Annotated in this window: 20 protein-coding genes; 14 read left to right on the forward strand and 6 right to left on the reverse strand. The window is 68.1% G+C overall.

Going from position 1 to position 21076, the window contains the following annotated elements; all coding sequences use genetic code 11:
* Positions 1-138: 138 nt before the first annotated feature.
* The 3 genes from ACZ6QQ_RS32985 to ACZ6QQ_RS32995 all read right to left on the reverse strand — a co-directional run bounded on the left by ACZ6QQ_RS32985 (position 139) and on the right by ACZ6QQ_RS32995 (position 3379).
* Complete coding sequence (locus tag ACZ6QQ_RS32985; protein WP_465881617.1) at positions 139-798, reverse strand: HAD family hydrolase; 660 nt, start codon at positions 796-798, stop codon at positions 139-141.
* Between the two features lie 144 nt (positions 799-942).
* Positions 943-1677, reverse strand: coding sequence for a neutral zinc metallopeptidase (locus tag ACZ6QQ_RS32990; RefSeq protein ID WP_465881619.1), 735 nt, complete (start codon positions 1675-1677; stop codon positions 943-945).
* Positions 1678-1921: 244 nt separating this feature from the next.
* Positions 1922-3379, reverse strand: coding sequence for an MFS transporter (locus ACZ6QQ_RS32995; RefSeq protein WP_465881620.1), 1458 nt, complete (start codon positions 3377-3379; stop codon positions 1922-1924).
* A 223-nt stretch (positions 3380-3602) separates the two neighbouring features.
* Here ACZ6QQ_RS32995 and ACZ6QQ_RS33000 point away from each other — a divergent pair, with 223 nt between their 5' ends.
* Entirely contained in the window at positions 3603-4184 is a 582-nt protein-coding gene (locus ACZ6QQ_RS33000) for a TetR/AcrR family transcriptional regulator (protein WP_465881621.1), read from the forward strand.
* Between the two features lies 1 nt (position 4185).
* On the opposite strand, the gene ACZ6QQ_RS33005 is transcribed toward ACZ6QQ_RS33000, so the two are convergent.
* A complete protein-coding gene (locus tag ACZ6QQ_RS33005) occupies positions 4186-4908 on the reverse strand; it encodes a histidine phosphatase family protein (protein ID WP_465881622.1) in 723 nt (240 codons plus the stop codon).
* A gap of 161 nt (positions 4909-5069) precedes the next feature.
* On the reverse strand, positions 5070-5225 hold the full coding sequence (locus ACZ6QQ_RS33010; RefSeq protein ID WP_465881624.1) for a hypothetical protein: 156 nt from the start codon (positions 5223-5225) through the stop codon (positions 5070-5072).
* 178 nt (positions 5226-5403) lie between these two features.
* On the opposite strand from ACZ6QQ_RS33010, the gene ACZ6QQ_RS33015 reads away from it, so the two are divergent.
* The 10 genes from ACZ6QQ_RS33015 (at position 5404) to ACZ6QQ_RS33060 (ending at position 11433) form a co-directional block, all read left to right on the forward strand.
* Positions 5404-6018 (forward strand): dihydrofolate reductase family protein, encoded by a 615-nt coding sequence (locus ACZ6QQ_RS33015; RefSeq protein WP_465881626.1) that lies wholly within the window; start codon positions 5404-5406, stop codon positions 6016-6018.
* A gap of 33 nt (positions 6019-6051) precedes the next feature.
* Positions 6052-6159 (forward strand): VOC family protein, encoded by a 108-nt coding sequence (locus tag ACZ6QQ_RS33020; protein ID WP_465881627.1) that lies wholly within the window; start codon positions 6052-6054, stop codon positions 6157-6159.
* 111 nt (positions 6160-6270) lie between these two features.
* The gene (locus ACZ6QQ_RS33025; RefSeq protein WP_465881628.1) at positions 6271-6690 is read left to right on the forward strand and encodes a hypothetical protein; all 420 of its coding nucleotides are present in this window, start codon (positions 6271-6273) and stop codon (positions 6688-6690) included.
* Between the two features lie 109 nt (positions 6691-6799).
* The gene (locus ACZ6QQ_RS33030; RefSeq protein WP_465881629.1) at positions 6800-8380 is read left to right on the forward strand and encodes a helix-turn-helix domain-containing protein; all 1581 of its coding nucleotides are present in this window, start codon (positions 6800-6802) and stop codon (positions 8378-8380) included.
* An 85-nt stretch (positions 8381-8465) separates the two neighbouring features.
* Entirely contained in the window at positions 8466-9512 is a 1047-nt protein-coding gene (locus ACZ6QQ_RS33035) for an asparaginase (protein ID WP_465881766.1), read from the forward strand.
* Entirely contained in the window at positions 9505-9966 is a 462-nt protein-coding gene (locus ACZ6QQ_RS33040; protein ID WP_465881631.1) for a PPC domain-containing DNA-binding protein, read from the forward strand. The genes ACZ6QQ_RS33035 and ACZ6QQ_RS33040 overlap by 8 nt, the downstream gene beginning before the upstream one ends.
* A gap of 343 nt (positions 9967-10309) precedes the next feature.
* Positions 10310-10504: a hypothetical protein gene (locus ACZ6QQ_RS33045; protein ID WP_465881632.1), complete on the forward strand. Its 195-nt coding sequence runs from the start codon at positions 10310-10312 to the stop codon at positions 10502-10504.
* Positions 10501-10716, forward strand: a complete 216-nt coding sequence (locus tag ACZ6QQ_RS33050; RefSeq protein WP_465881633.1) for a hypothetical protein — start codon at positions 10501-10503, stop codon at positions 10714-10716. Before ACZ6QQ_RS33045 ends, ACZ6QQ_RS33050 begins: the two co-directional genes overlap by 4 nt.
* Positions 10717-10999: 283 nt before the next feature.
* On the forward strand, positions 11000-11203 hold the full coding sequence (locus ACZ6QQ_RS33055) for a hypothetical protein (protein ID WP_465881634.1): 204 nt from the start codon (positions 11000-11002) through the stop codon (positions 11201-11203).
* Positions 11200-11433: a hypothetical protein gene (locus ACZ6QQ_RS33060; RefSeq protein ID WP_465881636.1), complete on the forward strand. Its 234-nt coding sequence runs from the start codon at positions 11200-11202 to the stop codon at positions 11431-11433. Before ACZ6QQ_RS33055 ends, ACZ6QQ_RS33060 begins: the two co-directional genes overlap by 4 nt.
* A gap of 3744 nt (positions 11434-15177) precedes the next feature.
* Here the strand turns inward: ACZ6QQ_RS33060 and metH are convergent.
* The gene (metH, locus tag ACZ6QQ_RS33065; RefSeq protein WP_465881768.1) at positions 15178-18696 is read right to left on the reverse strand and encodes a methionine synthase; all 3519 of its coding nucleotides are present in this window, start codon (positions 18694-18696) and stop codon (positions 15178-15180) included.
* Between the two features lie 251 nt (positions 18697-18947).
* Here metH and ACZ6QQ_RS33070 point away from each other — a divergent pair, with 251 nt between their 5' ends.
* From ACZ6QQ_RS33070 to ACZ6QQ_RS33080, 3 genes are all read left to right on the forward strand, one after another.
* Positions 18948-19076, forward strand: a complete 129-nt coding sequence (locus tag ACZ6QQ_RS33070) for a hypothetical protein (RefSeq protein WP_465881638.1) — start codon at positions 18948-18950, stop codon at positions 19074-19076.
* Complete coding sequence (locus ACZ6QQ_RS33075) at positions 19073-19942, forward strand: PAC2 family protein (protein ID WP_326558626.1); 870 nt, start codon at positions 19073-19075, stop codon at positions 19940-19942. The genes ACZ6QQ_RS33070 and ACZ6QQ_RS33075 overlap by 4 nt, the downstream gene beginning before the upstream one ends.
* 96 nt (positions 19943-20038) lie before the next feature.
* Positions 20039-21058, forward strand: a complete 1020-nt coding sequence (locus tag ACZ6QQ_RS33080) for a methyltransferase (protein WP_465881639.1) — start codon at positions 20039-20041, stop codon at positions 21056-21058.
* The last annotated feature ends 18 nt before the right edge of the window (positions 21059-21076 follow it).

Consider the following 21076-nt stretch of genomic DNA (forward strand, 5'->3'; position numbering starts at 1 on the left):
TGGTGTGGGTGGGGGGGTGTTGTGGGGGGGCGGGGGAGAAAAGAGAACGGCTGGGGGAAAGGCCAACCCAAGAGCAGCGTGCGGGGGGGGGGGGGGGGGGGGGGCCGCCCCCCCCGCCCCCCCCCCCCACCGTGCGTCTCAGGCCGGTGGTCGCGGCAGCTCCAGCCGGGCCACCAGGCGGACCAGCAGGTCCAGGTCCGCACCGGTCAGGCTCTCCAGCAGGTGTACGCCGTCCGTCCGGTCCAGCGGCGCCTCGCTCGGCACCGCGAGTACGGCGGCTCCGGCGGCGACCGCACTGGCCACCCCGGCCGGCGAGTCCTCGATCGCCACACACCGCTCGATCGGCACCCCGAGCAGCCGCGCGGCGGTCAGGTACGGCTCCGGATCGGGTTTGGTGGCCAGCACCTCGTCACCACAGACGATCACGTCGAAACGGTCCCGCCCGAGCGTTTCGAGGGCGATCTCGACCAGTTGCCGCCCGGTGGAGGTGACCAGGGCGGTCGGGATCCCGGCGGCCCGGACCAGTTCGAGCAGCCCGACGGCGCCCGGTCGCCAGGGCAGACCGGCGACGAAGAGCTCGGCCATCCGCTTCTCCAGCCAGGCCGCCCCGTACGCGGGGTCCCGGTCCTGGCCGAGGTCGGTGTTCAGGAGCGCCATCGAGCTGGCCATGCTGGAGCCGATCATCGCCATCCGGGCGGGCGCGGAAAGCCGACCGCCGTAGTGTTCGGCGAGTTCGTGCAGGGCGACGTCCCACAGCTTCTCGCTGTCGACGAGCGTGCCGTCCATGTCGAAGAGCACGGCGGCGGGGTGCTGGCCAGTCAGAGGATCCTCCCGAATACGAGTACCAATCCCACGATCATGCCAAGCACTGGTCGCGGCGGTGTGCGTACACCGGGTGAACTGTGGCCGATGCCTCAGGAGGTGACGGTCCCGGTCGTGCGGTCAGGTGAGGTCGCAGGCGGTGTACGAGCGTTCGTAGCCGCGGAAGAAGGAGTCCATCCGCTGTTCGGCGGTGCCGTGCGAGCCCTCGTCGAACCACGGCTGGTCCGGGTCGTCGCCGACGGCGACCAACCCGTCGCGCAGTTCGTCCAGGTCGCCGGCCTGGAGGGTGAGCTGCCCGCCCTGCACCGAGTCACCGAGGTACGCCCCGGCCATGCAGTCGGCCTGCAACTCGGACTGGATGGTGAACTGGTGCTGGATGCGCAGCCGGGCCTGTACGGCGTGCGCGTACTCGTGGCCGAGCAGGAAGAACAGGAACGCGTCCCCGACCTGCCGGAACGCGGCGACGGCCCAGTTCACGTCGTACGCGATGAAGTCCCCGGCGGGGCAGTAGACGGCGTTGTTGCGGGGCAGTTCCTGCTGGGCGCAGGTGACCTCACCCGAGCGGGAGTACGCGAGCACCCGCCGGACCGGCTCGAACCGCTCACCGGACTCGGTGAACCGCTCGCCCCAGTACTGCTCGGCGAGGCGTACCGCACCGGCGAGGTCCCGCTCGAACTCCTCGACCGTCATCGAGCCGTCGACCGGCTCACCCGACGAGGGCGCCGGAGCCGGAGCCGGCTGCCGCTCGCCCGGGTTGCCGGGGCCGACCGCGCAGGCGAGCGTGACCACCAGCGCGGCGACCAGGCCGAGCGCGGCCACGCCCCGGCTGGTTCGGTGTCCGGTTGCAACGCTCACGGTGGCCTCCTCGGCTGATCAGGGCCGGCCGAACCATCGCACGGGGACGATCCGGGCCCGTGGTTCGGCGGTAGGTCCATAATCGCCGGCCGGTCGGATCCGTACCAAGTTCCACAGTGGCGTACCCGTCGGATGACGCCGGAGCCGGCCGGCCGCTGACGATGCGGCCGACCGGCTCCGGGTGTTCCTCCGATCAGGCTGGCGGTGCCGACGGTCTCCCCGTGGTGGCGCGGCCGGGCGTCGGTCACCTGCTGGCGGCGGCGACCGGGGTCGGCAGGGTCGCCGGGGTCGGCGCCGAACCGTCCACGGCCGGGCGGGACGCGCGTCGCACGGTCGGCACCAGCAGCGCCGCCGCGACGGCGAGCACCGAGAGCCCGGCCAGCAGGGCGAACCCGTGGGTGTAACCGGCCTCGCGGGGCAGCCCGCTGGCCTGGAGGTGACCGGTGACGATGCTGCTCATCATCGCGGCACCGATCGCGCCGCCGATGGTGCGGATGTTGGCGTTCATGCCGACCGCGGCACCGGTGTGGTGGGCCGGCACGCTCTTCACGATCAGGTTCGTCATCGCCGAGTAGGCCAGCCCGATGCCCAGGCCGAAGACGGCGGCGGCGGCGCCGAGCTGCCAGCGTTCGTCGTGTGCCACGACCAGTGCGGCGCAGGAGAGCACGCCGAACGCCGACCCGGTGACGAGTTGGGCCTTGGCGCTGAAGACCCCTTCGAGTCGCCCGCTGAGCAGGCCGGCGACGAACATGGTGACCAGCATCGGCAGCATCAGCAGGCCGGCCTCGGTGACGCTGGCGCCGAAGCCGTATCCGGCCGCCGTGGGAGTCTGGGTGAACTGCGGGAGGAAGCCGTAGAGGGCGAACATCGCCCCGCCGAACAGGAGCGCGACCAGGTTGGTGGCCCAGACCGCCGGCAGGCGCATCATCCGCATGTCGATCAGCGGGTTGGTCGAGCGGACCTCGGTGGCGGCCCAGGCCGCGAAGACCACAACCGCGAGCACCAGCAGCCCGATCACCCCGGTCGACTGCCAGCCCCACTTCGGTGCCTCGCTGACCGCCAGGAGCAGGGCGACGAGCCAGCCGGACATCAGGGCGGCGGAGAGCAGGTTGATCCGGCCCCGGTTGCGTACCGGCGACTCGGGGACCAGCAGGTACGCCGCCAGTGCGGTCAGCGACACGATCATCAGCGGGATCCAGAAGAGCCACCGGTAGCCGAGCAGGCCGACGATCGGTCCGGCGAGGACGACGCCGAGGCCGCCACCGACGGCGACGATGGCCGACATCGCGCCGATGGCGGAGGACATCCGAGCCGGTGGGAACTCGTCGCGGATGATGCCGAACGAGAGCGGGAAGACCGCTCCGCCGACGCCCTGGATCAGCCGGGCGATGATCAGCACCCCGATGTTCGGGGCGACGGCGGCGAGCAGGCAGCCGATCGCGAGGCCGATCAGGGTGATGACCAGGACGCGTTCCTTGCCGACCATGTCGCCGACCCGGCCGAGAATAGGTGTGAAAATCGCCGCCGAGAGCAGGTACGCGGTCAGTACCCAGGTGACCGTGCTCTGTGAGGTGTGCAGATCGTGCTGGATGGTGGAGAGCACCGGGCTGATCAGCGACTGCATCATCGCGAAGAAGCCGGCCCCGGCCGCGAGGACGGCGAAGGTCAACTGTCGAGGGGTACGTCTGGTGGTCGATGCCACGAGAACTTCCTTACGAAGTAGCTGGATGAGATGTTGCCGATGGCCCGACCGGCGCGCCTGGTCGTCCGGTGGGCGGACATCGAGCGAACGTGCTACGCCCACCCCGTTCCGACGGGGAGGTAGAGTATCTGGAGGGCCCCCTCCGCAAAGTACCGGAGGGTTGCCTCCGAAAACATTACCGGAGGGGTGCCTCCGGTCGCAACAGAAGAAGGGAGACCTGGCTGTGACGAGCGCCGCACAGGTACCCGACGCCCCCTCCCGGCGCCCCAAGCGGGCCGACGCGCTGCGCAACTACGAGAACCTGATCTCCGCCGCCCGGGACGCGTTCGCCGAGCACGGGTCCTCGGCGTCACTGGAGGACATCGCCCGTCGGGCGCGCGTGGGCATCGGCACGCTCTACCGGCACTTCCCCACCCGCCAGGATCTCTTCGAGGCCGTCTACGTGGACGAGGTCGAAGCACTGTCCCGCTCCGCCAGCGACCTGGCCGACGCACCGCCCTGGGACGCCCTGGTCGGCTGGCTGCACCGGGTCGTCGGCTACATCGCCACCAAGCGGGCACTCGCCGAGGAGTTGCTGCACGACTCCGAGATCTTCCAGCGGTGCCGTACCGAGGTCTACGACGCCGGGCGGCCGCTGCTCGTACGCGCCCAGACCGCCGGGGTGGTGCGGGCCGACACCAACATCGACGACGTGATGCGCCTGGTCAGCGGGATCACGATGATCAAGGTGGCCGAGCCCGGCCAGCTCGACCGGGTGCTCGACATGGCCCTCGACGGCCTGCGCCCGCAGCCGCCGAAGGGCTGACTCACTCCCCCGGCAGGTGCGTCACGCTGTTGTACTCGGCGAGCACCAACCGTCCGGTCCCGGCCGTCCAACGGGTGAGCGAGGCGTTTGCCACCATCCCGGCCCGGACGACCGTTTCCAACTCCGGCAGCGACAGCCCCTCGACCAGGTGACGCAGCATCAGGACGACGGAGTCGTGCGCCACCAGCAACACGCGCAGGTCGGCGTGCTCCCGGCGTACGTCATCGAGCAGCGACCCGACGCGGGCCGCGACGTCCAGTAGCGACTCGCCGCCCGGCGGACGGTAGTGGAACCCGTCGGTGCCGGCCCGGCGGGCCGCCTCGGCCGGATACCTTGCCGCGATCGCCGCGCTGGTGAGCAGCTCCAGCTCACCCATCACCCGGTCGCGCAGCCGGTCGTCGATCAGCGCCACCGGCAGGTCCGGGCCGCCCCCGGCCCGCGCCGCGTCCGTCGCCAGCTGCCAGGTCTGACAAGCCCGGCGGTACGGCGAACAGAGCACCACCTGCGGCCGACGATCAGCCGCAAGGGCGGCGAACCGGTGACCGAGTGCAACGGCCTGCGCCTGCCCGAGCGGCGAGAGGGGGATGTCGGCGTCCCGTCCGGTGACCCCGCTCTCCACGCTGCCGGCCGCCTCGGCCAGGGCGAACGCCGCGTTCGCCGTGCTCTGCCCGTGCCGGACCACCGTCAACTCCGCGACCTCGGTGGGTGCGGACCGGCCAACCACGGCACCCTCCCCTCTCCTGCCAGCTAGCGGGTCAACGGTTACGGCGGCGGCGCGACATCGCCCAGAGCACGCCGCCGAGCGTCGCGGCGAACAACGGCAGCAGGCAGACGACCGACAGTATGAGCAAATGCCACGGCTTGATCGCACCCATTCGCCGAACCCTACGGTGATCTCTCCCGTTCGGGTGACCCGGCGGTGCCGGGCTTGGCCGGTCCAGCAACCGCCACCCGCCGGCCGTAGTGCTTGGTCAACTGCGCTACCTCGATCAGCGGACCAACATCCCAGTCGGGGCTCAGCGGCGCGACGGACCGAGCCACTGCCCCGACGCTGTGCCGGTCGGTCGTAACATACCCCCGCAGTTGGTGTCGACAGATACATCACGACGGGCGCGAAACGCCGACTCCGCGCCGGTACGAATCTGAGATCGGCCGATAGGTTTGGAAGGTTGCGCCCGGTCCACCCACCGACACCGCCCGACCCCGGAGGATCAACCCGATGGCAAAAATCATCTCCACACTGTTCATCTCGGCCGACGGTGTGGCCGAGATCGACCCCGACTGGCACTTCCCGTACTTCGACGCGAACATGGGCCGCGCGGTCGGCGAGGACTACGACACGGCGGACGTGCTGCTCATCGGCCGGGAGACCTATGACAGCTTCGCCGGGGCCTGGCCTGACCGCGAGGCCGCGGGTGGGGAGGACGCACCGTTCGCCAAGCAACTCGGTGACGTACGCAAGGTGGTCGTCTCGCGCCAGCCGCTGGAATTCTCCTGGCGCAACTCCGAGTTGCTCAAGGGCGATCTGCTCGACGCCGCCAGCGCGCTCAAGGCCGACGGCGGCATCAGGGGCATCCTCGTCCCCGGGTCGATCTCCGTGGTGCAGCAACTGCTCGCCGCAGGGCTGGTCGATGAACTGCGCCTGTTGGTCCATCCGGTGGCGGCACGGAAGGGCCGCAGGCTGTTCGACGACGGCGATGCGCCGTACCACCTGAAGATGACGGCGACGGAGGTGTTCCCGACGGGTGTGATCCGCGTGATCTACTCGCCGACCGGAGAACCCGCCAAGGTCGGCTACGACGAGGTCACGGACCAGGTACCCGCAGGAAAATAGTCACCAAGGCCACCCACTGGACCTTGGGATCCGATGCCGGTGTCCGCCGGTGCGACTGCGGTCCGCGAGGAGTGGTACGGCGACGCATTGGGGCACATCGTCATGCTTGACCCCGAGGGCAACGAGTTCTGCGTCGCCTGAGGCCGTGGTGGGGTGCGAGTTCGAGGGCGGTGGAGATGGCGGGACACGTTGCCGTACCCCTGGTGTGTCTCCCACGGACCTGTCGTCCGGTGTCACTGGCAGCCTGAGGTGATGCGTTCCCTTGGTTGGCCGTACGACTTCCGTGGAGAGCCGTGGGCGGACATCGCGACACGGCTGCACGCCGTCCTCGACAGCAGCACGACCTATGAACCGGTGCTCGACATCGTCGACAGCGTGATCGCGTTCGAGGCCGACAATCTTCTGGCGGGCATCACCTCGATGACCGACCTCATCGTCACAGCCGTACCCGTCACACCAGCACCGGTCGACGTCATCGTGGTCCGGTCCGCCCACGACTGGGTAACCATCGAACACCTCGCGCACGCCGGCCGTAACGACCGGATAGCCAGACCGGCTCAAGACGGGGTTGCCCTGTTCTGGCGATTCGTGATTGAAAAGTTCGGAGTTCACCCCACGCCGACCGGCGCACCACCCGAACAGCCAGTCAGATTGCCGGACGACACGCCATAGACGCTACGACAAGGCGTTCGCAACGCGCTTCGCTGCATCCGTGTACGGTCCGAAGCGGCGACGTAACGGGGACCGCCAACGCGCTACCCGGCCCAACGTGGGAGCCGACATGACGCGACGCACCACCTTTGCCGTGAATCCTCGCTTCGGAGTCGAGGTCCGACGCCTACGCGAGGCCGCCGGCCTGTCACTGCGTGACCTCGGCATGGCCACCACCTACTCGCACACCTACCTGTGGGAGTTGGAGACCGCCCGGAAGCGTCCGAGGCCGGAGGTGGCCGCGCGGCTTGACAAGGCACTGGGTGCAAACGGCCAGCTCATCGCTCTGGTCGCCGACACGGCGGCGCCCCCCGATGACCTGGATCGGTTGACCGACGTCGCCACCCGGTCACGGGCGATGGACCCGACGGCCGCCGACTCCCTACTGACGATGCTGTCCCAACCGCGTCGCTCTGATGAACTGATCCGGTCCGAGCCGATGGTGATTCACCAGGAGCACGTCCTGGACGAGCGGACACGGGGAAGGGACTTCTCGGCGTTCGCGTCTCTGATGGAGCCGGTAGAGGACGGCACGGCTGAGGGCCAGACTCTCCAAGCACCGAGTGGGCGGTATTTCCCAGGCGTGCCGGTAGAGGTGGAGGTGTATCCGGCAGTCGACGACGGGCGGATCCTCGCGACAATCCCACACGGCGACGCTGGACGCTCGTGGCCTCGTCCTCTGCGGCGTCGTCTGGTCGCCGGACGGGTCACCGCAGCCGACGGCGAGGGATTGTTCGCGTTGGATTCCCGCCAGGCATTCCGGCGGCTGGTCGACATCGGCGACGACGCCCGCCTGCTCATCCCGCGCGTCTACCGGCTCGACACGATCAGCGGGGCGGTCCTGTGGGCGGTAGCGAACCTCGATCAGTCGCTGCTCCTGGACGATGCTCGACTGGACACCTCCCGAACCGCTGCCGCTGAGTACACCCACCTGACCAAGTCCGCCGGCAGCGGCGACGTCGGCCAGGATCTGGACATGGTGTCGCGGCTGTGGCTCGGTTCGGCGTTCTGCGCCGACCACATCAGCCGCCACTCCGGCAACCTGATGGAGGTTCCCATTTTCTGGACGCGGGAACAGCGCGGTGAGGAGGCGAGTACCTGGCTGTTGTTTGAACACAAGTTCCGCTACCTGGAGACGATGGCGGCACGATTCACGACCAACTCTCAGCGGTCGACGAGATTGTTCTGCGTCCCGCAGACCGCCGTTGCCGCATCGACGGAGTCGGAACGGATCCTCCTGCTGCTGGCCGTGGCGTTGATGGAGTCGTTCGGCATCAACGTCGCGATGACCGACGAGCCCGACTACGGCGCTTTGCCCGGCTTCGTCTTGACCCAACAACGGGCGATCGTGGCGACTTGGATCGGTGCGGACGGTGTGTGGCAGGTTGACGTCACGAACCGGCCTTCAGCTCTCGCCGAGTACCGCGCTGCCGTCGGACCTGTGCGAGCCCATTCCCTGATCGCCGCCGATACGCCAGGGTCACGGCTGCGGGTCCTCGCCGATTACCTGGGCCTCGACTGGGCCTGGCTACGGGGACGGTGTGCCGAACTTGGCGAACACGGCCTCAAGGGAATGGCTGAGCCACGCAGCCGCCTGCTGTCCCTCGACGGTGTTGACCAGGCGTGCCGCTTCGTCGGCGCGATGCCGTAATAGGCTCCCCGGACGTCCACCGCATAGCCCGTCGGAAGGAATCCGCGTGCCCTCGACGTCGAAAACGCCTGCGCCTCGGGTCGTGGTGTTCGGCCTCGGCGGCACCATCGCCATGACCAGCGCCAACGGCGACGGTGTCAGCCCCAGCCTGTCCGCCCGGCAACTCGTCGAGGCCGTACCCGGACTTGCGGAGACCGGAATTGAGATTGAGGTGGTCGACTTCCGTCGCCGCCCCGGTGCCTCGCTCACGTTCGCGGACATCACCGACCTCTCCGCTGCGGCAACACGCACGCTCGACTCGGGTGCCACAGGAGTGGTGATCACTCAGGGCACGGACACGATCGAGGAAACCTCGTACCTGCTCGACCTGCTGCATCGCCGACCCCAGCCCCTGATCGTCACCGGCGCGATGCGAAACCCCACTCTCGCCGGGGCGGACGGGCCCGCCAATCTCCTCGCCGCGATCCAGACCGCCGCCTCGCCGGCCGCTCGCGAGCAAGGCTGCCTGGTCGTCTTCACCGACGCGATCCACGCTGCCCGCTGGGTCACGAAGACCCACTCCACCAGCGGCGCGACGTTCCGCTCCCTCGACACCGGCCCGCTCGGATACATTCTGGAGGGCACGGCGCGGATGCTAAGCCGAGTGCCGCACCGGCTGACGCTGCCGTTCCCCCAACTCGGCGAGCACGTGAGCGTCGGCCTCTACACCGTCGCTCTCGACTCCGATGTCACCCTCCTGGACGCCATCGGCCCACACCTCGACGGCCTCGTGGTCGCCGGCTTCGGCGTAGGCCATGTCCCGGAGCCCCTCGTCAACACCCTCACCGATTTCGCCGGGCGGATTCCGGTGATCCTCGCCTCCCGAACCTCGGCCGGATCCACCCTCACCCACACCTACGGCTTTCCCGGCTCCGAACAGGATCTCCTGGCCCGTGGCCTTATCCCCGCAGGCTGGCTGCATCCCTACAAGGCCCGCATCCTGCTCCGCGTCCTCCTCGCGACCGGGGCAAAACCAGAGGACATCGGCACCGCAGTCACCACTGCGGGTGGACTTACCGAACCCGCCATCTGGCCCTGGCCGATGCCCATCGCCGACACAGGTCAACCGGAGAGGGGAACAGCGCATGCGTAGCCACGAACTCACCCAGGGACGCATGATCGGTGTTGTCTTCGACCACGGCGACGACTTCTTCACCGCTCTGACCAACACCTGCCGCGCCCACGGCATCAGGCAGGGTTACATCCCGATGTTCATCGCCGGACTCTCCACGGCCCAGGTTGTCGGCACCTGCCAACGCCTCGACAACCCCGACGCTCCGCTCTGGTCACACGTCGACCTGGCCAACATTGAGGCTCTCGGCGGCGGCACCATCGCCTGGGACGACGCCGCCCAGGCAATCAAGCCTCACATCCACATCACCGTCGGCCTCAAAGCACAAAGCGCCACCGCTCACACCAGCCACCTTCTCGCAGCCAGCGTCCAGTTCCTCACCGAAATGCTCATCATCGAGATCAGCCACCCCAACATGCACCGCGTACCGAATCCTGACCTCTACGACGTACCGCAACTGCACTTTCGCCCATGATCGTCGTAGCGACAATTCCGGGAATCTTTGCTGGTCGTCGCCTCGTAGACGATTCACGCATCGCGAAGTGACTCACCCTGCCGCCAGCAATTACGCCGTCCTGTGATTGGCCGACGTGGCGGGTACGGCATCTCCTGAAGTGACTCTGAATGTGGCCGTCAGCCAGGCTGTTTGCTGACGTGTGCCTGCTATCGGTGATCGGCCAGAGAGGGAACGCTTAGCCGCAAGGCGTGGCGACCTAACCTGCACGAGGAGTGGATGAGTCGCCGCACTTCCTGATCGCGTCGGGCCGGCTGCCCCCGTGGCTGGCCCGACGCCCCCGGTCACCCGACGGAGGTACGCGATGCGATGGCTCGATCCGCCCGACCCACCACCGGTACAGCCCGGCCCGGCAACCGAGTACCCCGACCGGACCGGTGCGTACCGGCCGGCCGACGCCCCGCCGGTCCCGATGCCACCGCTGGCCAAGGACACCCGGGCCCTGGTCCGGATCCTGTGGAACACCCGCCGCCCACGCTGGGTCTGGCGGCGGCGATGAACAACCAGCAGCACCCGCTCACCCGAGCCTCCCGATACCTGTGGCCGACCCTGCTCGGGATCGCCCGGTCCACCGTGCGCCGTCACGATGGCGGCGAGGAATGCGGATTGTGCCCGTCCTACAAGCCCGGCCGCTGTACCCGGCTCCGATGGGCGCGGCTGATGGTGGTTGACCCGGCGATGCTGGCCGCCGAAGCGGAGACGCGATCGTGACCGGTGTCATTCGAGTACCGGCCGACGCACGGTCTATACCGGCCGACACACTCCTCCACCTTCAGCCGGGCGAGTGGTACCTGGTCGGTGCCCTCGGCACGGAGGCGACCACGCTGCGAATGATCAGCATCGACCCTGAGTATCCGCGTATCCGCGATGGCGAGTTGGAGGTGTGGGTGTGGGCGCACCGGTCATGCAGGGATCCGAACCGGCCGGGGCACGTGGACTGCTGGGGCAACTACGTACGCGTCTCCGCCCTACTACGGGAGACGGAGGCTCTGCGGTGAGCCGGCACGATGAGCCGCTCACCGAAGCCGGGATCTGGGAGGCGGCCACCCGCACTATCCGAGCGCACCAACTCAGCGGCTGGTGCTACACCTGCACCACCGACGGCTGCCGGCAGCTCCGGTGGGCGTACGACGTTCAGCTCGTCAGGCACGGCGGCCGGGCGGCGACGGCGTCGCAGGTCCTGGCCGCCGAGTCGTGACCGAGCCGGAGCCGGACCGGTCGGCGCTAACGAAGGTCACGGTCAATCTGACCCCACGCGCTGTCGACGCTCTGGGCGCGGCGTGCACCCGGACCAGAGACACGAAGACGGACACGATCAACCGGGCCCTGGTCGTGTACGACCTGGTCCTGGAACTACTCGAACGCGGTGGCGGAAGCCTGACCGTGGTCCAACCGGACGGCGGCACCGAGCGGGTCCACCTGCTCTGATCACTGCGTTTCATCGGTCGATGTGACCTTTCACGCGAGTCTGCTCATCCGAGCCAGGCTCAACCCGAAGGTGGTCACCGCCCACGCCGGCCACAGGGGAGGCGATGACTTGGAGGTTCTACGCGCACCTCCGGCCGCGACGACGACTGTCGCGAAACGCCGTGGACGACGTGTTTCGACGCATGCACCGAAGGGCCTCCGAGAGAGACACCGTGATCTATGTTCACACAGGCCAAGCTCTTATGCCCGACCCTCCCCTGCCATTCCGCGTCGAGCTGGCAGGGGCAAGTGGACCATCGACACCCGACCCCTTGATGCTCAGGCAACGCCCACGGCGGCTACACCTGCGCCACCCAAGGGCTACTTGCACAGACAGTCCCCCGCCGTCCGTGACGGCCCGGGCCCAGTGCGCCCGGGTCGCCACTCAATCGGACACTTGACCTGGAGGAATGAAGAATCGCGGCCAGCATTGACCTGCTGGGCCAGGTAAATCCAGAAAAGTGCGTTATCGCCTGAGATATTGACTACTGGCAGGTGGATGGAGCGGCAACAGAAGAACTACGAGATCGGGTTGCCCACCCCGCACTACCTGGACGAATCTCGGTCTAGCAGCGGACGGCTCTCGGCGTCTCGCACCGCCCCTCCATCCTTGGCACTCTCGCGGACGGAATGCGGGCTGCCCAAGCATGCGCTCCCAAGGCCGCTCGACTCGGCCTGCCAAACTGCGTCTATGCAGTTCAGCGAAGCGTCGGTCGTCGCCCTGGCCGCCATCGGCGGCAACATAATCCTGACCTGGGCGACTCTCCGGAGTCAGCGCAAGTCACTCCACTTGGATCGGGTCTGGGAGCGGCGTACCACTGCTTACGACGACCACGTTGCAATGCAACGCGCGACGGAACAAGCTCGAAGTGAGGCGGTGGGCGCCGAACGATGGGAAACGGCACCGGCGTTGCCTAATCCGGACGAACAATCCTCTACCATCAGCAGAGTCGAGCTGTACGGCTCAGAGCCAGTTCGTGAGGCAGTGACAGACTGGGTCGGGGCCGATCGAGACTGGCATGCCAGCTACAACGCGTGGAGATCGCACCAGATGACCCCACACAGACGCGATACGTCCGCGGCTGAGGTAGCCGCCCGCGCCGATGAGCTCAAGGCCAACGCTAAAAGAGACGGGTTCCGAACAGGGGTTCTTGCTGGAGCTGTCACCGACACCATCCGACGTGAGGTACTGACCGCTCGGCCTCGCCGCCTCTATATCAAGTATCGGATGGAGCGAGACCTTGCCGAGATGGATCGATCGGAGGATAGGATCGGCGTATACGTACCACCGTGGTGGCCTCCCGGATGGGCTAATCGCATCGGCCGACTGCTCGGCATCGCTCGCGGGAAGGTGTAGCTTCCCAAGCGGCCAAACCCTCAGTGGGCGCATCGACGGCACCGGCAGACGAGCGGTAAAGCTCGGCCGGCAGTGGCAGTGCAGTGGAATTTGGAGATCAGGGACGGTTGATCAGGCGGCTGCGCATCTGGTCAGCTAGTCCACCATCATGATGCGGCGGCGGCGTCAGCGGGGAGCTTGGCTCTATGGATGGCGGTACCGCCGCAAGCCAGCACTGTCAGCTTGGGAATCGCGCCACGCTGGCCTCACTGGCATACCGTGGGCCGAGCCCGGCCGGAGGCGCACTGACCCAACCCCATACCATCCGGCGGTTCCTTGGACCTTCGCTTTCCGCACCAGCCGCTGGGCATGTTGCGTGCCCGAAGTCCGAGCGTCAGCGGCCCGATGGACGCGGACCCAGCCCGTCCAGGGCCGCCATGAAAACGTACAGGAAGTTCTCACAGGCATGCCGCCGGCAGCCAAGCCGAGGACCACTCCTTAGCCGGACAGGGATGGCCACCATACGGCGATCCGCAGTACGGCCCGATCATGGCATGGGGGGCACTCGACGGCCTTCCAGCGAAGGTCAAGGCGTGTATGGCGGCTACTTGGCGTTGAACTGGCACGAGCAGCCGACCTATCCGACAAGGGGTACCCATTCAGGCGCTGAGCTGCAAAAAGGTTCGTCATTGATGGTCGTTACTAGTCACTCTTGGTCCACCTTCGACGGCCCGGCGCGGACTGAGAAAGACAGCGGGCTCTCGGCGCGAGCGCTGATGCAGGCAACGGCAGCCCTACCCTCCGACGACAGCCAATGGAGAGCCGGAGGGGTAGGTGGCCCGGTAGGGCAAGACCAGCCACCGTCCCCCTCACCACAGGAGGAACCCAGCAGCTGTGCTCCAAGCATTCGCGCCCTCCCTGCGGCGACGCGGCAGCTACCACCCTCGCTTAGACAGCATGACGACGGTGGACCAACCAAGGAATAAGAGTAACCGACAGGACCGTAAGCGTTAGTGCCCCCACAAGGGCGATGGCGTACGGTGAATCTGCAGGCAATGACTCGTTGTCCTTGAAGCCACCAGGCAGGAAGAAAGCACCAATGCTGACAAGAAAAAATGATGCAGCGCTTATGGTGACTCCGAAATTCACAGCCCTATTCGACAACTTTCCTGCCGCTTGGAGCCATTCATGTAGACCAGTCACCTGCACATCAGGCAAAGGTTTTTTGGCGCATCTGTAGATGGCCTCCCCGCAGTCAACAGCGTTATTGCATATTTGTCACCAACGCGTAGCAGCGCTGGGCCGACCCTCAGCACTTCGTCGACGTAGCTTAGGGGAAGGTCGCTTGGTTCTTGACTTAGAATCGACCCACCGACATGAAGAGAGAACTCCAGAGACTTTCCGCCGTCAAAGTTGGCGCTCGCAATGTCGTGTGTTCCGCCCGGAACGAGGACCAAGGTCGTAATGTGCGGACTCACGACCTCGGATCCATTATAACGGACTTCAAAACTGCCACTACCAGCGCCGATCTTATCCGGCAGCAATGCATGAGGTCCTTCGTACCCGAAGAGCAGCCTTCTGCGTGGCGGCCTCAATGTACGCCGACCGACCAGAACTGCAAGAATTCCTACAGCAACGCCACCGGCAGCGATTGCTAGATCGGCAATGTCGATAACCAACGGTGCTCCTCTATAACTCTACCCAGCAGGACCTGTACGGCACGCCACGCATTATCATCGCCATCCCGTTCGCCGTCGACCCGCACACTGTGGAGCGGGCCGGCGTCCGGGGCGCCATGACAAGCGGGCCTTGACGCCCGTACGGACGCTGGCGCCTCGGGCGGTGGTCTGCTCGGCTTCGCCCAGGTCGACGGTGGGCGGGATGGCTCCCAGCTCAACCACCCACGGACCCGGCGGCGCTGGCCTCACCGGCGTACCGGGGCCGGGGGATCCCCCGCCGGAGGCACAGTAACCGCAACCCCGCACTCCCCCCGCCTGCTCGCCAACGGCGCGGCGTGCGTCGAGCACGCTGCGCGACCCCTGGCCGGCCCGGCCGGCTGCCGGCCCATCAACAACTCCCACTCTCGGCGCTGTCGTCTCCGGCGGCCCCTTGGGCTTCCGCTTTCCGCGCCGGCCACCGGGCGTGTTGTGTGGCCGGAGTCGGAGCGACGGACGCGCCCAGGCGGCGGCGCGAGCGGGCCGCCTTGAAACGTACAGGAAGTTCTCACAGGCATGCCGCCGGCAGCCAAGCCGAGGACCACTCCTTAGCCGGACAGGGATGGCCACCATACGGCGATCCGCAGTACGGCCCGATCATGGCATGGGGGGCACTCGACGGCCTTCCAGCGAAGGTCAAGGCGTGTACGGCGGCTACTTGGCGTTGAAGTAGTTGGCGTCGGGGTGGTGGACGATGATGGCGTCGGTGGCCTGTTCCGGTTCGAGTTGGAACTCCTCGGAGAGGCGTACGCCGATGCGGTCGGCACCGAGCAGGTCGACGATCTTCGCCCGGTCTTCGAGGTCGGGGCAGGCGGTGTAGCCGAGCGCGTACCGGCAGCCTCGGTAGTCGTTGTGCAGCAGGCCGGCCAAGTCCGTCGGATCGGAACTGCCGACCGTACGACCGCCGGGCAGGACCAGTTCGTTGCGGACCCGGCGGTGCCAGTATTCGGCCAGTGCCTCGGTGAGCTGTACGGACAGCCCGTGCACCTCAAGGTAGTCGCGGTACTCGTTACGGGCGAACATCTTCGCGGTGTACTCGCTGACCGGCTGCCCGACGGTGACCAGTTGCAACGCGACCACGTCCAACTGTTCCCCGCGCGGCTTGAAGAAGTCGGCGAGGCAGAGTCGGCGTTCCTGCCGTTGGCGGGGGAAGGTGAACCTGGCCCGTTCGGTGTGCCCGTTCTCGTCCAGCACCACCAGGTCGTTGCCCTCGGAGTACGCCGGGAAGTAGCCGTAGACCACCGCCGCTTCGAGCACCTTGTCGGAGATCAGCCGGTCGAGCCAGTAGCGCAGCCGGGGCCGGCCCTCGGTTGCGACCAGTTCCTCGTACGACGGGCCGTTGCCACCTCGGGCACCGCGCAGCCCCCACTGGCCGACGAACGTCGCCCGCTCGTCCAGCAGGGCCGAGTAGTCGGCCAGCGGCACACCCTTGATCACACGGGTGCCGAAGAACGGCGGTGTGGGCACCTCGATGTCGGTGGCGACGTCGGAGCGGACCGAGGAGTCGTTGATGTCCGGCAGGGCGTCGGTGACCATCGTCCGCTGCCGCTCCCGTCGGGCTCTGCGGGCCGCCAGGGCCGCCTCCCGCTCCGGGTCGACCACTGCGGCACCACCGCGCTTGGCGATCATCACCCGGTCCATCAGGGACAGTCCCTCGAACGCGTCGCGGGCGTAGTGCACCTGGCCGGCGTACGTCGACCGGAGGTCGTCCTCGACGTAGGCCCGGGTGAGCGCGGCCCCGCCGAGCAGCACCGGCCAGCGTTCGGCGACCCCGCGCGACGCCATCTCCTGGAGGTTCTCCTTCATGATGACGGTGCTCTTGACCAGCAGGCCGGACATGCCGATCGCGTCGGCCCGGTGCTCCTCGGCGGCGTCGAGGATCGCGGTGATCGGCTGCTTGATGCCGATGTTGACGACCTCGTAGCCGTTGTTGGACAGGATGATGTCGACCAGGTTCTTGCCGATGTCGTGGACGTCGCCCTTGACCGTGGCAAGCACGATTTTGCCCTTGCCGCCGTCGTCGGCCTTCTCCATGTGCGGTTCGAGGTAGGCGACGGCGGTCTTCATCACCTCGGCCGACTGGAGCACGAACGGCAACTGCATCTGGCCGGAGCCGAACAGCTCGCCGACCACCTTCATCCCGTCGAGCAGGGTGTCGTTGATGATCGCCAACGCGGGCCGTTGCGTCAGCGCCTCGTCGAGGTCGACTTCGAGGCCCTTGCGTTCGCCGTCGATGATCCGGCGCTTGAGTCGTTCGTCCAGTGGCAGCCCGGCCAGCTCCTCGGCTCGGGTGGCGCGGGCCGAGGCGGCGTCGACGCCCTCGAAGACCTGGATGAAGCGCTGCACCGGGTCGTACGCGGGTTGGTCGTCGATGGCCGGTCGACGCCGGTCGTAGACCAGGTCGAGGGCGGCCTCGCGCTGCTCCTCGGGGATCTTCGACATCGGCAGGATCTTGCTGGCGTGCACGATCGCACTGGTCAGACCGGCCTGCACGCACTCGTGCAGGAAGACCGAGTTGAGCACCTGGCGGGCCGCCGGGTTGAGTCCGAAGGAGACGTTGGACAGCCCGAGGGTGAAGTTGACGCCGGGGTACCGCTTCGCGATCTCGCGGATCGCGTTGATCGTCTCGATGCCGTCGCGCCGGGTCTCCTCCTGGCCGGTGGCGATCGGGAAGGTGAGCGTGTCGACCATGATGTCGCCCAGCGACAGCCCCCACCGGCCGGTGAGGTCGTCGATCAGGCGGGAGGCGACCCGGACCTTCCACTCCGCCGTACGGGCCTGGCCCTCCTCGTCGATGGTCAACGCGACCACGGCGGCGCCGTGCTCCTTGATGATCGGCATCACCCGGGCGTAGCGGGATTCGGGTCCGTCGCCGTCCTCGAAGTTGACCGAGTTGACCACGCACCGGCCGCCGAGCATCTCCAACCCGGCCTCGATCACCTGCGGTTCGGTCGAGTCGAGCATGATCGGCAGGGTGGAGGCGGTGGCGAACCGGCTGGCGAGCTGCCGCATGTCCTCGGCACCGTCCCGGCCGACGTAGTCGACGCAGAGGTCGAGCAGGTGCGAACCGTCGCGGGCCTGGCTGCGGGCGATCTCGACGCACGCCTGCCAGTCACCGGCGAGCATCGCCTCCCGGAACGCCTTGGAGCCGTTGGCGTTGGTCCGCTCCCCCACCATCAGCACGCTGGCGTCCTGCGCGAACGGCACGTGGTGGTAGATGGACGCGACACCGGCCTCGGGCACGGGCTGGCGCGGCACCGGGGTGGCCCCGGTCAGCCGTTCGGCGACCGCCCGGATGTGCTCCGGGGTGGTGCCGCAACAGCCGCCGACCAGGGAGACGCCGTACTCGTTGACGAACCGGTCCAGCGCGTCGGCCAGCTCCTGCGGTGTCAGCGGGTAGTAGGCGCCGTCGGCGGTGAGCTGCGGCAGGCCGGCGTTCGGCATCACCGACAGCGGCACCCGGGCGTGCTGGGACAGGTAGCGCAGGTGCTCGCTCATCTCGGCCGGGCCGGTGGCGCAGTTGAGCCCGATCAGGTCGATGCCGAGCGGTTCGAGGGCGGTCAGCGCCGCCCCGATCTCGCTGCCGAGCAGCATGGTCCCGGTGGTCTCGACCGTGACGTGGCAGATCAACGGCACCGTACGGCCGGCCTGCGCCATCGCCCGCCGGGCACCGACCACAGCGGACTTCACCTGGAGCAGGTCCTGGCAGGTTTCGATGATCAGCGCGTCGACCCCGCCGGTGAGCAGCCCGGTGGCGTTCTCCAGGTACGCCTGGCGCAGCGTGTCGTAGCGGCTGTGCCCGAGGGTGGGCAGCTTGGTGCCGGGGCCGATCGAGCCGAGCACGAATCGCGGCTTCTCCGGCGTCGACCAGTGGTCGGCGGACTGTCGGGCGATCCGGGCACCGGCCTGCGCCAGCTCGACGATCCGGTGCTGGATGTCGTACTCGCCGAGGTTGCCGAGGTTGGTGCCGAAGGTGTTCGTCTCGACGCAGTCGGCCCCGGCCTCGAAGTAGGCGTCGTGCACCGACCGGACCACCTCGGGCCGGGTGACGTTCAGTACCTCGTTGCAGCCCTCGTAGCCCTCGAAGTCGTCCAGGCTGAGGTCGGCCGCCTGCAGCATGGTCCCCATCGCGCCGTCGGCGATGAGAATCCGGGCGGCAAGGGCGTCGAGCAGCGAGTTCGGCACCCACCCAGGCTAATCCGAGTCGTGGCGACGGGCGGTTGCACAACACACACTCCGCCAGTATGTGATCTGCGTCGCCATCGTCCGGTCCGTACCCGAACATCCGACCTGGGCGATCCGGGTCGCCGTACGGCCGGTTCGACCGGGCCGGGAGCGGGCCCGGCCGGCAAGGTCGCGCGCGGGCGTGGGGTGTCGGCGCGGCCGGCGGGCCCCATCCCGAGCAGAGACGTAGGCTGACGGACGTGAGGGACATCAGGGACAGCGCCACCGGGCACGGCGCGGGGACGGCCGGGCTCGGCGACAACCGGTTCAGCGTTATCCGGCTCGACATCGCCCCGCGCGGTGACGGTGACGGCGAGGTGCTCGCGTGACCGAGTTCGACGGCCTGCCCACGTTGCGCTCGCCGGTGGCCATCGCCGCCTTCGAGGGCTGGAACGACGCCGCCGACGCCTCGACCGCGGCGGTGGAACACCTGGAGCAGGTCTGGCAGGCCCGGCAGATCGCCGAGCTGGACCCGGAGGACTTCTACGACTTCCAGGTGAGCCGGCCGACGATCACGATGGCCGAGGGCGAGACCCGCCGGGTCGAGTGGCCGACCACCCGGTTCATGCTGGCCAGCCCCGAGGGGACCGACCGCGATGTGGTGCTGATCCGCGGGATCGAGCCGAGCATGCGCTGGCGGACCTTCTGCGAGCAGATCCTGGAGCTGTGCCACAGCCTGGAGATCAACCGGATCGTGCTGCTCGGTGCCCTGCTCGCCGACGTGCCGTACACCCGGCCGTTGCCGATCAGCGGGAGCGCGTCGGACAAGGACGCCGCCGAGCGCTACCAGCTCACCCCGACCCGGTACGACGGCCCGACCGGGATCGTCGGCGTGCTCCAGGACGCCTGCACCCGGGCCGAGGTCGACGCGGTGTCGTTCTGGGTGCACGTGCCGCACTACGCGAACAATCCGCCCTGCCCGAAGGCGACGCTGGCTCTGCTGCACCGGGTCGAGGAGGTGCTCGACCTGCCGGTGCCCATGGCCGACCTGGCCGAGGAGGCCGCCGAGTGGGAGCAGCGGGTGCGTTCCGCCGCCGAGCAGGACGCCGAGCTCGGCGAGTACGTCCGGGAGCTGGAGGAGCGGGTCGGTGACGCCGGCATCCAGCCGTTGACCGGGGACGAGATCGCCCAGGAGTTCGAGAAGTACCTGCGTCGCCGGGGCGGTTCCGCCGGCCCGACGGCGGGTTCCTGGTAGGCCTCGGCCGAACGGGCGGTAGCAGACCCAAAAAGGTGTATGTCAGATAGCCGACAGACGCATGCCTGCCGCCCGTTCAGATGATGATATTTCTGGATGCTCACCCCTACGCCCCTTATGGGGCTCGTGACCGGTTTCTGGAGCTTCAAGACTTTCGCGGCAGCGGTCGAACTCGGCCTGTTCACCCGGATCGCCGGTGGACGGGAGCTGACGGTGCAGACCGCCGGCACCGAGTTCGGCATCGCCGAACGCCCGGCCGACCTACTGCTGTCCGCCTGCGCCTCGCTGGGCCTACTGGAGAAGACCGACGGCGGCGGCTACCGCAACTCGGCGCTGGCCGAGGAGTTCCTGGTCGCCGGTAAGCCGTACTACTTCGGCGGCCAGGTGCGCTACTGCGACGAGCGCACCTACCTGCCCTGGCACCGGATCGGCGAGGCACTGCGGACCGACAAGCCGCTCACCTGGGACCCGCAGGCCAAGGAGTCGGTGTTCGACGCCGACGACCCGGAGATGCTCGCCCTGTTCTGGGAGGCGATGTACTCCACCTCGATCTTCACCGCCCGCGCCCTGGCCGGCGCGCACGACTTCACCGGCCACCGGCGGCTGCTCGACGTCGGCGGCGGGGCCGGTGCCTTCTCGATCGAACTCTGCCGGCAGCACCCCGGCCTGCGGGCCACCGTCTTCGACCTGCCGCACGTCTGCGCCCAGGCCGACACGAAGATCGACACCGCCGGCCTGGCCGGCACGGTGGACACCGTCAGCGGGGACTTCCTCGCCGACCCGGCACTGCCGGAGGGCTACGACGCGGTCCTGTTGAGCATGATCCTGCACGACTGGGACGAGCCGACAAACCAGCTGATCCTGGCGAAGTGCTTCGCCGCGCTCTCCCCCGGCGGCACGATCATCATCTCCGAACTGCTGCTCGACGACGACCGGGCCGGGCCGTCGTCGGCCGCGCTGATGGGGATGAACATGCTGGTGGAGACCGAGGGCGGACGGAACTACTCGGGCGCCGAGTACCGCGCGTGGCTGGACCGGGCCGGGTTCACCGACATCCGTACGGTCGCCTTCGAGGCGCCGGGCGCGAACGGCGCGGTACTCGCCCGCAAGCCGTGACGGCAGCGCAGGCCGTAG

Source organism: Micromonospora sp. NPDC049529 (genome assembly GCF_055586685.1).